This is a genomic window from Alteromonas sp. AWM4_230 (assembly GCF_056158305.1).
Genome location: NZ_JBSWTB010000001.1, coordinates 2,377,102 through 2,388,879, shown reverse-complemented (window position 1 = coordinate 2,388,879; position 11,778 = coordinate 2,377,102). Strand labels below are relative to the sequence as shown.

The following is an 11,778-nucleotide window of genomic DNA, read 5'->3' as shown; positions in this document are numbered from 1 at the left end:
AAGTTTAATAACGCAAAAAGTAAGTCTTAAAAGGATTAAAGAATGATTAAATTATGCAAATACTTTTTCTTACTACCCTACTTTTTTCGAAAAGTTTAGTCTTGTTGAACTGGCACCCGCCCCACTGGAACAACTTGGCGGCGAATGCTGGGCTGAGGAGATAACCGATATAAATCGCCATTTTGTCCCACGTAGTGTTTCTTTACCCCGCACGCCTTAGCAATATCTGCATGTGCCTGTAAATGCTCATGCTCACCATGCACCGGTATAGCAATTTTAGGTTTTACCCAGTGATACATAAGTTTTAGCTCTTCTGCGCAAGGGTGGCCACTGGCATGAATAGGCAAGGAACTGTCCTCGCTATGAATCACCGCAACGCCTTTTGCCGACAACGCCTTACTCAGACGCCCTACACTCTCTTCGTTACCAGGGATAATTATGGATGAAAATATAACAGTATCGCCTTTGTCTAAACTTAAATGTGGATGGTTGTCGCGAGCCATGCGGGCCAAGGCTGTATTTTTCTCGCCCTGACTTCCCGTTGCTACTGCTAAAACTTCATGAGGGGGCAAATAACCCAAGTGTTGAGGGTCGGTTATCGGTAAATCATCGGGCCAGATACCCTGATGTTTTGCAATGCCGTACATGTTTAACAGTGAACGTCCATAAAGCGCCATGTAGCGCTTAGTTTTTTTAGCAACCCTAGCCAATGAAACAAGTCTTGCAATGTTACTGCCGAAGCACCCCACAACCACCCTGCCCTTAAGCGGGGAAATAGTACTGAGTAAGCCGTCATAACAATTTCGTTCAGATATAGAAAACCCAGGCTTAGGTGCATTGGTAGAGTCGCCTACTAACGCAAGGATATTTTCATTACCTAACTGCTTGTAAAGGTCTACATCAAAGGGCAATCCAGTGATGGGGTTAGCGTCGATTTTCCAATCAGCCGTGTGTAAAACAGTGCCTGCGGGTGTCTCAATTTTAAGTGCGAAGGGCTCAGGTAAAGAATGTGTAATAGCCAACCAATTCACGCTGAAAGGGCCTATTTGCCGAGTGTCACCAGCGTCTACTTCAACAATGGGGATTCGATTCGCAAGCTTGCTCCGAGCAAGCTTGCGTCTTAGTACCTCAGCAGTAAATGAGGTAGTGTAAATCGGCGCTTGAAATCGCTCCCAAAGGTAAGGGATAGCGCCCACATGATCCTCGTGAGCATGAGTGATCACAATGCCGGCCAATGAATCTTTCTGCTTCGCTATAAAAGTTGGGTCAGGCGCTACTACTCGATGCGTAGCACCCTTAGGCGAAGTGCTGCCACCAACCGAATCGTCGCTTTTGTACGCCGGGACGAGGGGTTCATCAAATGATACTCCACAATCTACCATCAGCCATTGACCATTGTGTCCGTATAAATTCAGATTCATACCAATTTCGCCTGTCCCCCCTAAGGGGACAAACCACAAATCATCAATGTTTGGGTGTAACAAAGCGTATACTGCCTTTTTTCAAAAAATTAGAAATAAGCCACGAATGCGGTAGATGCCTGCTAAATAGTATTATTCGTGTAGTTCTGCATTGAGCTGATCAATAACCTCAGCCCATGCAGCATCTTCTACGATAGCATCTTTGAGAAATGCGGACTGGCTTTCATTCCAGTACGGCGCCTCGTGTAAGTGCTGGCTTTTATTTAGCCCTCTATGAGTTTCGAAAAACTCTGCGATCTCTTCATCTGAACTTCCTAGACCGAGTTGACTAAATAAGCTGTTCATTGTGGGTTGTTCAGTAAACATAACGCCTCCCTTGGGTTATCTAATAACAAGAGCTGTAGAGACAACGAGTGGCGTGTTGATTACACTACCGCTCAATTGTTTCTATCTAGTTATTAAATGACTACCCCAAGCTCTGTGCTTAAGATCACCCGGAACTTTTGAACTTGCAGCGCCCTGAATAATACATTAAAGGTACTCAGCAAACTCTTGTGGTGAAATTACCTCACCTTCTTCAGCTGGAACTGGACAAACAATAACCATGAGTTCGTCTTGCGTCATACCTGGAACCCACTTAGTTAAAAATTCTTCTGTAGTGAGTTCCATTGCTTCACAGTGTGCCCAATCTTCTGTGGCCCACAAAAGCGCAAGTTCAGCGTCTGGCCAAACCGGCACACCATCTTCTTCGTCAGTAGTCAGCATGACACAACCGTGTTCATCTTTAAGGATAAACAATTTTTTTTCGGATTTAATCGTCTCCAAGCTAGCTTCTAAGCGCTGAAATGCGTTTTTTTCTAGTAAAGGATGTATTTGGGACATAGTACTCTCTTTTTAATTCTGTCATTTATGTGCCATATATAGTGGCACTCGCGCAAAACCTATTGGTTGCATTTAACTTACTGTAGATACGCTGTCTATAATCTCGTCAAGGCCAACACGCCGTATTTGCTTCATACTGTGTATGTATAATTTCAATGATACGTTTTCAAGGGTCGCAATTTTAGTCACGTTAACATTGGCTGGTATCTGTCTTTCTATATTAGTGGGTAGCACGGCTACCCCACCTTCGCTAAGTAAGTTGTTAAGAGCAAGATTTAACGAATTTGTCCTTAATTTTGCATCGCGAAGCTGCGGGTAGGCGGTAAGAAGCCAGTCCCTAGCCTTAGTACCCCAGTCAATTGCTACAAAATCAGCGGCATTAACAGCATCCGAATTCTTTCCAACACGATAGAGTGCAATTTCATGTTCCATCAAAACTGTGCTATTTACTTCCTCAGATTTGAGTGGCTCTGTAGAAAAAGCGAGGTCTGTAACTCTTTCGTGCAGTTGGCGGGAAAGAGTATCTAGGGTCAAGACTTCTGCCTTTACAGACCAATCAGGAAATGAGTTGTGAAGATGGCTTAGCATTGTAGGCAATAGCAATTCACTGGCGAGCTGTGTAGCTCCACAAACTACATACTCAGATGACTGTATTTGCAGCTCTTGTTTGGCTTCGTTGAGCGTGGCGCATAATTGCTTAGCGTAGGGAAGCAACTTTTCTCCGGACTGCGTAAGTTGGATACTGTTGCGCTGCCTAATAAAAAGCGTCGTGTGAAAATACTCTTCAAGTAACTTTATTCTGGCACTAACGGCAGATTGAGTAAGGTAGAGATTTTCAGCGGCTTTACCGAAGTGACGTGTTTTTGTCACCTCTATAAAAGTGGTGAGAAAGCGTATATCCATGCTTAATTTACAACCGAATTGATATGACTCTAAACTGACATAGATAATACGGTAAGTAAATACAAATGCACAGAAGCGCACCTCTTTAACCGGTGCGCTTAATTAAAAATTCATCAACTCGCTTAATTAATACTCTTCTTGATGCAAACGTCGTTGCTTTTCACGACGTTGCAAGTCACGCTTCTGTTTTACTTTTACAGAGCTATGACGTTTAGAATTTGTTTTCTTTGCGTGAAGATCTTCCTCTTCTACCGAGTCCCATTCATCACGCTGGTAACGATAGTCTTTACTCATTGACTTCTCTGGGTTGTTAACACTTTTTAATTATCATCCTAAGCCGAAAAATAGAAAACGAATTTTAATCATCGTAGCGACAAGAATTTTTGATGATATCTTTGCTGTATTCTCACATGCGTGTTTTGCTATTCCATATGTCATTTTTGTGACAATACGCCCACAAAAGCAACCCTTTAAAAAATCCGGATATACTCTTATTTTTCATAAGTTTAAAGAATACAAACCTTTTGCAAACAGTTTCCAAAATAGCCCATTTGCAAGAATATTCCTCTGAGTCTCCGTCACTTTTTAACCCGTTAAAAAATTTTTTATTGATAAGAGAAAAATCTTTTGTTTTATCTTCATTTTTATTTATTTTAAAAGTGCGCTGAACAAAACAATACGTTGGGTACAACATGAAAAGTTTAGCTATTCGACTATCTCCAAAACCATACATTGACCGTCAAAAGTTTCCCTATGGCTTTCGTAAATCAGGTGACTTCAGTATCACTGAAGCAGATCTTTTAACTAACTATGGCAAGACCTTATTAGGCCTTGAAAGCGGTGAACTTTCGCCAGAAAGTGAAGATGAGCAACATTTCGTTGAATTCATCAATGGCAAAGTTGAAGCAGTGAATAACCTTGAAAAAGCGTGGGCAAAATATGTCAGGCTGGCAAGAGGGAAAAAACACTTTTATACCCTCCACAGCAGCGCTAGCAATCAATCAGAATACGATGATGATTACTCTGAAGAAGAATTTGATGTAGCTTAAGTTAAAATCATACCAGTTCACATTATAAAGCTCGCTCAGGCGAGCTTTTTTTGTTTTAGATGATAAATGATCTCAATCAAGGCTATGCAAGAAGAAAATGAAGAAAGGTTAAGGACTGTCTACACTTAGAGTATTAAAGAGTGACATAAACTAATGGTAACTGTCACTCTATACAAAGAGCCCTAGCAAAGGAGGCGCAACGATGATCATTAGTTCAAAACAGCTTACTCACTTTTCTATTCACGCCGTTGATGACAAGGTAGGCGGTGTTCGCGATATTCTCTTTGACGATGAAACGTTTACCGTACGTTATTTGGTTGCAGATACAAATACGTGGCTTCCTCTTAGCAGAAAAGTTGTTATTTCTCCTATCGCTGTGACAGAGCTAGATAGCAGTAATGACACTGTTCACGTAAATATGACTGTTGAAAAGTTAAAGAATAGTCCGTCAATTGATGAACATAAGCCCGTTTCTAGAGAGTATGAAGAAAACCTCTTCAAGTACTTTGGTTACGGCTACTACTGGATTGGGCCAGGGGCATGGGGAGAATTTGCACATCCCAATGAGCTTGTTGAATTACAGCAAGCAGAAGAATCCGAAACACTTCACCCTGAAAAAACGAGTAATCATTTGAGGGCTGTTGGCGAAGTGGGAGGCTATGAGGTTGCTACGACTACCGACAACGTTGGACACATAAGCAATTTTATAATCGACACGCGAAGTTGGAAAATCGTCATGTTAGTGGTTGATACCAATAACTGGCTTCCAGGCGGTAAACATCTTGCGCTATTACCGAGAGACATTGAAAATATCGATTGGGCGGCACACTGTGTTGCGGTCAACCTGAGTCATGACGAATTGGTCAATAGACCAGAGGTTGATAGTGATAGGATTGCAGAAGAGGACTACATTGCCCTTTTGAGAAAGCAACTGGATAGCGAGTAAACAACTGGATAGATCGTCTAAGATTAGAATTTGAATAAATGTTAAACGATATAATGTCCGTGTTGGCACGGACATTATCGTTGTGATAATGGATACGAAAAAGTTACTTGCAGAAGAATTCGTCCATAAGCGCAATAAGTCGTTTGACACGTTCATCCGCTAGTCGATAGTAAATTGTTTGCCCTTCCCTTCTCGTAGCTACCATTTTCGACTCTCGCAATAGCGCAAGGTGTTGAGAAATCACGGGCTGTGAAACATTGACTACTTCCAAAAGCTCGGTTACCGACTTTTCCTCTTTTAACAATGAACAAAGCACCATAAGACGTGTTTTATTCGCAAATTGCTTAAGGAAGATCTCAGCTTCCACCGCATGTTCCATTATATCCTCTGAACCTATTACCATATCTTCAGACATAAGCACTTCCTTTCTTTAACATTTCTGGCAATAATTTAGCTATTAATTATACTAAAGTATAAGACATTTTGCCGACTTGCCATTTTATGCGACGAATTCCGGTAATTCATATTGTTTTAGTGAGATTCGGTCCTTACATTAGATTAACCTTATCTTAATTACATAAAGTCGTTATCAATTGGAAGTATTATGCTAATAGATATTAAAACTCGGATTGAGAACATCAGTTTCGATATTCGATGCGTCACTGCAGAAAAAGCTTCAGAAGAGCTAGTGCACAATAATGGCGCTCTCATCGATGTCAGGGAAAGCAATGAAGCAGCTAGCCAGCCAGTCCCCTCTGCCCAAAACATTCCACGAGGCGTGCTCGAGATGAAAGCACTGGAGAAATTCAAAGATGCCTCTACACCGCTTTACATTCATTGTGCATCTGGCGTTCGTGCCAAATTAGCCGCTGAGCAATTAATGCTTATGGGATACGAGAACGTATCAGTAGTAACGTGTCCTGTATCATCTATTAACCTCGCTCTTGAAAAGTGACTTGTATAATCACTCTATGCTATAAGTAGCCCATAAAGCGGGTTAAGGGCGTCGTATGCTTAAATCTACACTCGAACAATGGCGTATGTTTAAAGCCGTTGTTGATGCTGGTGGTTTCAATCAAGCAGCTGCAGAAGTACATAAAAGTCAATCTAGTGTTCATCACGCTGTTCAAAAACTTGAGAATGCCATTGGTGTAACACTATTTGAAAATATTGGCCGTAAAGTACAGCTTTCTCCGCAGGGTGAGCTCATGTATCGCCGCGCTTCGTTTTTGCTTAACGAAGCTCACAAGCTTGAAGCGGTAGCAAGTAGCTTAAAAGTAGGAACAGAAACAACACTACGTATAGCTGTGGATATTATTTTCCCTTCTGAGTTATTGTATAACGTGCTTGCCAAAGTCTCTGCAGAGTTTCCTCTCTTACGTATAGAAATAGAGGAAACCGTCCTTAGCGGAGCTAACGCGTTATTAAGTAGCGGAAAAGTAGATTTGGGCATTTCTCCCTTTGTCTTTCCGAATGGTTTTAGCGAAGACTTATGTGAAATTGAGTTCGCCGCGGTGGCTCATGCTAAACATCCATTGCATCAATTAAATAGAACTCTTACCTTAGAAGATCTTAAAACTCATCGTCAGATTGTCGTTCGCGACTCATCTGCAGAGCGCAAGGCGGATGTGGGTTGGCTGGGTGCAGAACAGCGCTGGACAGTGAGTCACGTGAGAACATCTTTAGATATCATCGCTCAAGGATTAGGATTTGCATGGCTACCTATAGCCATTATCAAGGATGAATTAGAAAATGGTACGCTAGTACCGCTTCCTTTGGATAACAATGCGGCGTTGAGAAAGGCCCTTCTCTATCTTTCTTTCGAAGATGGAGACACGTTAGGCCCAGCGGCACGCGCATTTATGGGAGAACTGAGGTACCAAACAATGAACTTGCCTACCTCTGAGTTTATGCTTGATTGATGTATAAGTAGCTCGCGTATTAGCTCACCACTGCAGGCAGGTGCTGAAAGCCTAACACAAAACCAAACAGCGAAATTGTTACACCTACCAAGGCTACTGCGCCGTCGTCTGTAGCCATACCAACCGCCATTATGAATACCGCCAAGGCGGGAATAAGACCCATAAAGGGAATAAGCTCTAACGGAACCATTACCAAGCCGCAGCCAACACAATTCAATGCAATTAGAGAGCGGAACACGGGCTGCCTCATAAAAAAACAACGGGGAACGAGAAAGCGATCAACACTGGCCGCGTAGGGTTTTACTTTTTCAACTATATGGCGCAACTGATCGGCATCGCAATGAATATCCATTACTTTTTGAGGTAACCATGGATGTCTGCTACCAAGTAAAATTTGCAATGCAATAAGTAAAATAGTCACACCGGTTAACGAAGGTACACCTGGAATAGCGCCTATAGGTGTACACGCAATAAAGGACGGAAGCGCTAGCATCGGACCAAAGCCTCGCTTCTCCATCACTTCCCAAAAATCTGCAAAATAAAACAAATCTTGACTAGCGCGAGGCTGCATTTTTGTCAGCAGCTCGGTTAAGGTCATTGATCTTTCAGCTGTTTTTGCCCACATTTTCAAATCCTTTGACGTAAATCTAGCTGTTATCCTCTAATTTCAGGGAGCTAATGCGGAGCTTAGATACGCAAATTTTCGGCAATATTTATCCAACCCTTTCACCAATAATAGGGGCGCTCCCCTACCATTTTGTGCGAAAAATGTGCCATCGCCCTATTTGAATATTTGCTATAAGTCATCGGGAATACTTTTTGCACTGGTGTGTAAATAGGTAACGCCTAATATTCATTGAACAATCCGAAAATCCTTTAAGTCAAATAACGATTTGAGGTTTTAAACGGTCGTTCGCATTATTGAGTCTCAATATTTTATGCAACTTTTTTGAACGCTAATGTAGTGTTACACGACCTATACAATATTTTGCTTGGAAATAAGCGATGATAACTTGGTATCTAGTTATTTTTCCTTGCTGTTTATGATAAAACTATAACATTGATTTTATTCCATATTTTAAATGGAAAGTAATAGAGAGGGACATCCACGTGCTAACCGTACTTTTAGTTGATGATGACGCCGAGTTTACAGAAGTAGCTTGTACTATTATTGAATTTTTAGGCCACGACGTTCTAACCGCTGCTACATTAGCTGAAGCCCGTGATTGGCTTGAGAAAGAAACATTCGATCACGTACTGTTAGATTTTATGCTGCCTGATGGTAGTGGCGCTCATCTATTTAATGAACTTGATGCGCTTCCCAAGCGCCCTCGTGTTACCTTAATTACCGGCCACCCTTCGGTTAAAAGCGTGATTAAAGGCTTATGTGGCCCTACCGTGGACTACCTTGTAAAGCCAATACAGCGCGAAGAAATTGAGGCTGTTTTAAGTAAAAAACAAAAAGACAAAACACCTAAAGAAGAAACAATTGAAAAACACTTCGATTTGCTTATTGGCGAGTCACCCGTGATGAAAGAGTTATACAAACTCATTTCAAGGGTCAGCAAGACAAGTGCTAACGTCATGCTGTTAGGCGAAAGTGGTGTTGGTAAAGAAGTGGTTGCTGCTGCAATTCACCGAGCTTCTGAAAGTGAAGGCCCTTATATCGCCACAAACTGTGGTGCCTTTTCTAAAGAATTGATTGGTAGTGAACTGTTTGGCCATGAAAAAGGTGCCTTCACCGGTGCGGTAGGTCGTAAAGAAGGTGTTTTTGAACAAGCGGAAGGTGGCACCCTTTTCTTAGATGAAATCACAGAAATGCCCATCGATATGCAGCCCAACCTTTTGCGCGTACTTGAAAATAAAGTAGTGCTTCGCGTAGGTGGCACAAAATCTATACCTGTAAATTGTCGCGTAGTATCTGCAACAAACAGAACAATGGAAGAAATAGCGCAAAGCAAAGTGTTGCGCGAAGATATCTATTTTAGATTAGCCGTTTTCCCAATCACTATCCCACCATTACGTGAACGAAAAGAAGATATTCCGCTGCTAGCGAAAACCTTTATTGCAGAATTTAACAAAGATAACGGTTCTAATTTTAAATGGGAAGATAATCAACTTGAAACGCTTCAAGCCTATGATTGGCCAGGAAACGTTCGTGAGTTAAGACACTTCGTTCACCGTGCAGCAATTATGAGTGACCCTGAGAAGAGTGAGATTGAACTACCTAAAACTATTGAATCTCCTTTTGCACAGAAGCAGAGTACGACACCAGCCCTTCAAGCTGGAAGAACGATTGAAGATGTAGAAAAAGAGCTTATCTACGCCACGTTAGAAAAAGTAAGTGGCAATAAAACCACGGCCGCAGAAATGTTAGGGATAAGTACTAAAACGCTGTACAACCGCCTTCATGCCTATGGCGATCTAAGCAAAGATGAATAATAAGGGGGGCTCGATATGACGAGCGAGGAATTCTCACGTCTAAGTGTTTTCGTACATGATGCTCGCAAGCCTTTAAATAGAATATCTATGCAGGCGGAGCTAGTAAAAATGGCACTAAATGGTGATGTTGCGCCCGAAAAAGCATTAGCGGCGTTAGATAAAATAATAAGCAGTGCAAAAGACTGCAGCGAGACCCTTTCTGAAATGACGTCAGAACTGGGTAAGAACGATGCGGAATAATTAAATGATCTCTAAAGTTCTGTCTTCAATTTACAGCTGGATAATTTTGGTTGTAGTCATCATTGTCGTTATGACTGCAAACTCGTTTTATGTAGTAAGTACTCTTAACGACCTCTCAGCACTTGAGGCGCGACTATTTACAACTAATCGTGTAATCAATGCAGTGAATAGGCTTCATGTAGCGGTGCTGCGAGTGGAATCTGGTCAACGCGGCTATATGCTCACAGACGATGAAGAATATTTAACTGACTATACTGAAACACTTGGCGTTATCGGTGAGTTAATGGACGAGGTAGAAGTGAGCTCTTTTTCGTCAGATATAGACGAACAATCTGTAAGAATTGAGGAATTGCTAAAGCTAACTAAGGCAAAGGTCAACGAAGTTATTCAAGTAGTAGAACTTATAAAGGAAGGTAAGCAGAAAGAGGCCGTTAACCTAGTTGAAAGCGATAAAGGTATTGACCTTTACAGGCGATTCGAAGAGCTATTTCGTGAAATTGATGCATCTGAGCGTGGTATGCAGGGTACGCATTTAGCAAATTTGATGAGCTTGCGAAGAGACTCAGTAAACACATTAATCATCTCATCAGCTACTACCCTACTACTCGTTATTGCAGTTTTCCTTTTATTGAAAATTAACTCGCGAGAGCACGAGAAGTATCAGGCCGATCTTGAATCTGTCAATGAGGACTTAGAAAATCGCATAGATGAACGGACACAAGAGCTTAGTATTTACTCTGATGAATTAGCACGAAGTAATCGAGAGTTGGAAGATTTTGCATTTGTCGCTTCACACGATTTACAAGAACCCCTTCGCAAAATTCGGGCATTTGGAAACCGACTAGAGTCAGGATACAAGGATGTTATTGATGAGAGAGGCAAGGATTATTTAGCGCGAATGCTAAACGCAGCAGAGCGCATGTCGATGCTCATATCTGATCTTCTTGCCTTTTCTCGTGTATCAACCCGGGGAAAAGACTTTGATGATGTAGACTTAAATAAAGTTATACAGAGCGTTCTAGGCGATTTAGAGATCGCCATTGATGAAAAATCAGCACAGATAGATGTAAGCGAAAATATGCCTTCCATTCGAGGGGATAAGACACAGCTTGAACAATTATTTCTAAATTTAATCTCTAACGCGCTTAAATTTCAAACTGAAGGTGTAACACCTGTTGTCAAAGTCAATTTACAAGAAGCCAGCGAAGAAGATACTCAGGATATACTTATGTCCGAAGAGTATAACTGGATAAAAATTGCAATTACCGACAACGGCATTGGCTTTGACCAGTCGTTCGCGGAGAAAATATTCGCTCCGTTCCAACGCCTTCATGGTAGAAGCGAATATAAAGGTACGGGTATAGGGCTTGCGGTATGCCGACGCATAGTAGAAAGGCATAATGGCCAAATTACTGCTATGAGCGCACCAGGACACGGGGCAACTTTTACAATTATAGTGCCGGTAGATAGCGAGCCGTTTGGTTCTAACAACAATAATGGAGAGACACACAATGACGCGTAAACAAACCCAGCCAATAAATATCTTGATGGCCGATGATGATGAGGATGATCGCCTATTAACCGTTGACGCGCTGCAAGAAAGTCGCGTCCTCAACAATTTGTTTTGCGTTGAAGACGGTGTGGAATTGTTAGAGTTTCTTCGTCATGAGGGGAAATATTCTGATCCAGCATCGGCGCCTCGCCCTAGCCTTATATTGCTTGACTTAAACATGCCAAGAAAAGATGGTCGCGAAGCACTTCAAGAACTTAAAAACGACCCAAAACTACGCAGTATTCCGGTTGTTATCTTAACGACGTCGAAAGAAGAAGAAGACATGCTCCGCGGTTACGACCTCGGTTGCGCTTCTTACATTACTAAACCCGTTAATTTTGAAGGATTAGTTGAATTAATGCGTGCTTTAGGTCGTTATTGGATCGAGTTCGTAGAGTTACCACACGAGTAAAAGAGGTAC

15 protein-coding genes are annotated in these 11,778 nt (G+C 41.8%); 8 read left to right on the top strand and 7 right to left on the bottom strand.

Translation table 11 applies throughout. From position 1 onward, the window contains the following. Positions 1-95 precede the first annotated feature (95 nt). The 5 genes from ACXACS_RS10180 to ACXACS_RS10160 form a co-directional block, all read right to left on the bottom strand. Positions 96-1,484, bottom strand: coding sequence for a ribonuclease J (locus tag ACXACS_RS10180; protein WP_474806269.1), 1,389 nt, complete (start codon positions 1,482-1,484; stop codon positions 96-98). A 69-nt stretch (positions 1,485-1,553) separates the two neighbouring features. Continuing rightward, positions 1,554-1,787, bottom strand: a complete 234-nt coding sequence (locus ACXACS_RS10175; RefSeq protein WP_014949810.1) for a DUF2789 domain-containing protein — start codon at positions 1,785-1,787, stop codon at positions 1,554-1,556. Between the two features lie 165 nt (positions 1,788-1,952). Further along, positions 1,953-2,303: a DUF2750 domain-containing protein gene (locus tag ACXACS_RS10170; protein WP_474806266.1), complete on the bottom strand. Its 351-nt coding sequence runs from the start codon at positions 2,301-2,303 to the stop codon at positions 1,953-1,955. A 72-nt stretch (positions 2,304-2,375) separates the two neighbouring features. Further along, a complete protein-coding gene (locus tag ACXACS_RS10165) occupies positions 2,376-3,206 on the bottom strand; it encodes a LysR family transcriptional regulator (protein WP_474806265.1) in 831 nt (276 codons plus the stop codon). Between the two features lie 126 nt (positions 3,207-3,332). Then, on the bottom strand, positions 3,333-3,500 hold the full coding sequence (locus ACXACS_RS10160; RefSeq protein WP_474806263.1) for a hypothetical protein: 168 nt from the start codon (positions 3,498-3,500) through the stop codon (positions 3,333-3,335). Between the two features lie 398 nt (positions 3,501-3,898). Here ACXACS_RS10160 and ACXACS_RS10155 point away from each other — a divergent pair, with 398 nt between their 5' ends. Next, positions 3,899-4,255, top strand: a complete 357-nt coding sequence (locus tag ACXACS_RS10155) for a MaoP family protein (protein WP_474806261.1) — start codon at positions 3,899-3,901, stop codon at positions 4,253-4,255. 202 nt (positions 4,256-4,457) lie between these two features. After that, positions 4,458-5,201 carry a PRC-barrel domain-containing protein gene (locus ACXACS_RS10150; RefSeq protein ID WP_474806259.1) on the top strand — a complete coding sequence of 248 codons (744 nt, stop codon included), beginning with the start codon at positions 4,458-4,460 and terminating at the stop codon, positions 5,199-5,201. Between the two features lie 103 nt (positions 5,202-5,304). Here ACXACS_RS10150 and ACXACS_RS10145 read toward each other — a convergent pair whose 3' ends face one another. Further along, positions 5,305-5,616, bottom strand: a complete 312-nt coding sequence (locus ACXACS_RS10145) for an ArsR/SmtB family transcription factor (RefSeq protein ID WP_474806257.1) — start codon at positions 5,614-5,616, stop codon at positions 5,305-5,307. Positions 5,617-5,805: 189 nt separating this feature from the next. Between ACXACS_RS10145 and ACXACS_RS10140 the strand changes: the two genes are divergently transcribed. Next, complete coding sequence (locus tag ACXACS_RS10140) at positions 5,806-6,156, top strand: rhodanese-like domain-containing protein (protein ID WP_474806255.1); 351 nt, start codon at positions 5,806-5,808, stop codon at positions 6,154-6,156. Between the two features lie 55 nt (positions 6,157-6,211). Further along, complete coding sequence (locus tag ACXACS_RS10135; RefSeq protein WP_474806254.1) at positions 6,212-7,123, top strand: LysR family transcriptional regulator; 912 nt, start codon at positions 6,212-6,214, stop codon at positions 7,121-7,123. Between the two features lie 19 nt (positions 7,124-7,142). Here the strand turns inward: ACXACS_RS10135 and ACXACS_RS10130 are convergent, their stop codons facing one another. Then, entirely contained in the window at positions 7,143-7,748 is a 606-nt protein-coding gene (locus tag ACXACS_RS10130) for an exopolysaccharide biosynthesis protein (protein ID WP_474806252.1), read from the bottom strand. 485 nt (positions 7,749-8,233) lie between these two features. Here ACXACS_RS10130 and ACXACS_RS10125 point away from each other — a divergent pair, with 485 nt between their 5' ends. The 4 genes from ACXACS_RS10125 to ACXACS_RS10110 are packed head-to-tail and all read left to right on the top strand — an operon-like array spanning position 8,234 to position 11,769. After that, on the top strand, positions 8,234-9,565 hold the full coding sequence (locus ACXACS_RS10125; protein ID WP_474806250.1) for a sigma-54-dependent transcriptional regulator: 1,332 nt from the start codon (positions 8,234-8,236) through the stop codon (positions 9,563-9,565). Between the two features lie 15 nt (positions 9,566-9,580). After that, positions 9,581-9,805 carry a hypothetical protein gene (locus tag ACXACS_RS10120; RefSeq protein ID WP_474806248.1) on the top strand — a complete coding sequence of 75 codons (225 nt, stop codon included), beginning with the start codon at positions 9,581-9,583 and terminating at the stop codon, positions 9,803-9,805. A 4-nt stretch (positions 9,806-9,809) separates the two neighbouring features. Next, the gene (locus ACXACS_RS10115; RefSeq protein ID WP_474806246.1) at positions 9,810-11,327 is read left to right on the top strand and encodes a sensor histidine kinase; all 1,518 of its coding nucleotides are present in this window, start codon (positions 9,810-9,812) and stop codon (positions 11,325-11,327) included. Beyond that, entirely contained in the window at positions 11,317-11,769 is a 453-nt protein-coding gene (locus ACXACS_RS10110) for a response regulator (protein WP_039216546.1), read from the top strand. Before ACXACS_RS10115 ends, ACXACS_RS10110 begins: the two co-directional genes overlap by 11 nt. Positions 11,770-11,778 lie beyond the last annotated feature (9 nt).

Excerpts from the sequence above, each read along its gene's own strand:
- ACXACS_RS10135 (WP_474806254.1), top strand. The coding sequence starts at position 6,212 with ATGCTTAAATCTACACTCGAACAATGGCGTATGTTTAAAGCCGTTGTT.
- ACXACS_RS10165 (WP_474806265.1), bottom strand. The coding sequence starts at position 3,206 with ATGGATATACGCTTTCTCACCACTTTTATAGAGGTGACAAAAACACGT.
- ACXACS_RS10115 (WP_474806246.1), top strand. The coding sequence starts at position 9,810 with ATGATCTCTAAAGTTCTGTCTTCAATTTACAGCTGGATAATTTTGGTT.
- ACXACS_RS10145 (WP_474806257.1), bottom strand. The coding sequence starts at position 5,616 with ATGTCTGAAGATATGGTAATAGGTTCAGAGGATATAATGGAACATGCG.
- ACXACS_RS10160 (WP_474806263.1), bottom strand. The coding sequence starts at position 3,500 with ATGAGTAAAGACTATCGTTACCAGCGTGATGAATGGGACTCGGTAGAA.
- ACXACS_RS10110 (WP_039216546.1), top strand. The coding sequence starts at position 11,317 with ATGACGCGTAAACAAACCCAGCCAATAAATATCTTGATGGCCGATGAT.
- ACXACS_RS10130 (WP_474806252.1), bottom strand. The coding sequence starts at position 7,748 with ATGTGGGCAAAAACAGCTGAAAGATCAATGACCTTAACCGAGCTGCTG.
- ACXACS_RS10140 (WP_474806255.1), top strand. The coding sequence starts at position 5,806 with ATGCTAATAGATATTAAAACTCGGATTGAGAACATCAGTTTCGATATT.
- ACXACS_RS10170 (WP_474806266.1), bottom strand. The coding sequence starts at position 2,303 with ATGTCCCAAATACATCCTTTACTAGAAAAAAACGCATTTCAGCGCTTA.
- ACXACS_RS10120 (WP_474806248.1), top strand. The coding sequence starts at position 9,581 with ATGACGAGCGAGGAATTCTCACGTCTAAGTGTTTTCGTACATGATGCT.
- ACXACS_RS10150 (WP_474806259.1), top strand. The coding sequence starts at position 4,458 with ATGATCATTAGTTCAAAACAGCTTACTCACTTTTCTATTCACGCCGTT.
- ACXACS_RS10155 (WP_474806261.1), top strand. The coding sequence starts at position 3,899 with ATGAAAAGTTTAGCTATTCGACTATCTCCAAAACCATACATTGACCGT.
- ACXACS_RS10175 (WP_014949810.1), bottom strand. The coding sequence starts at position 1,787 with ATGTTTACTGAACAACCCACAATGAACAGCTTATTTAGTCAACTCGGT.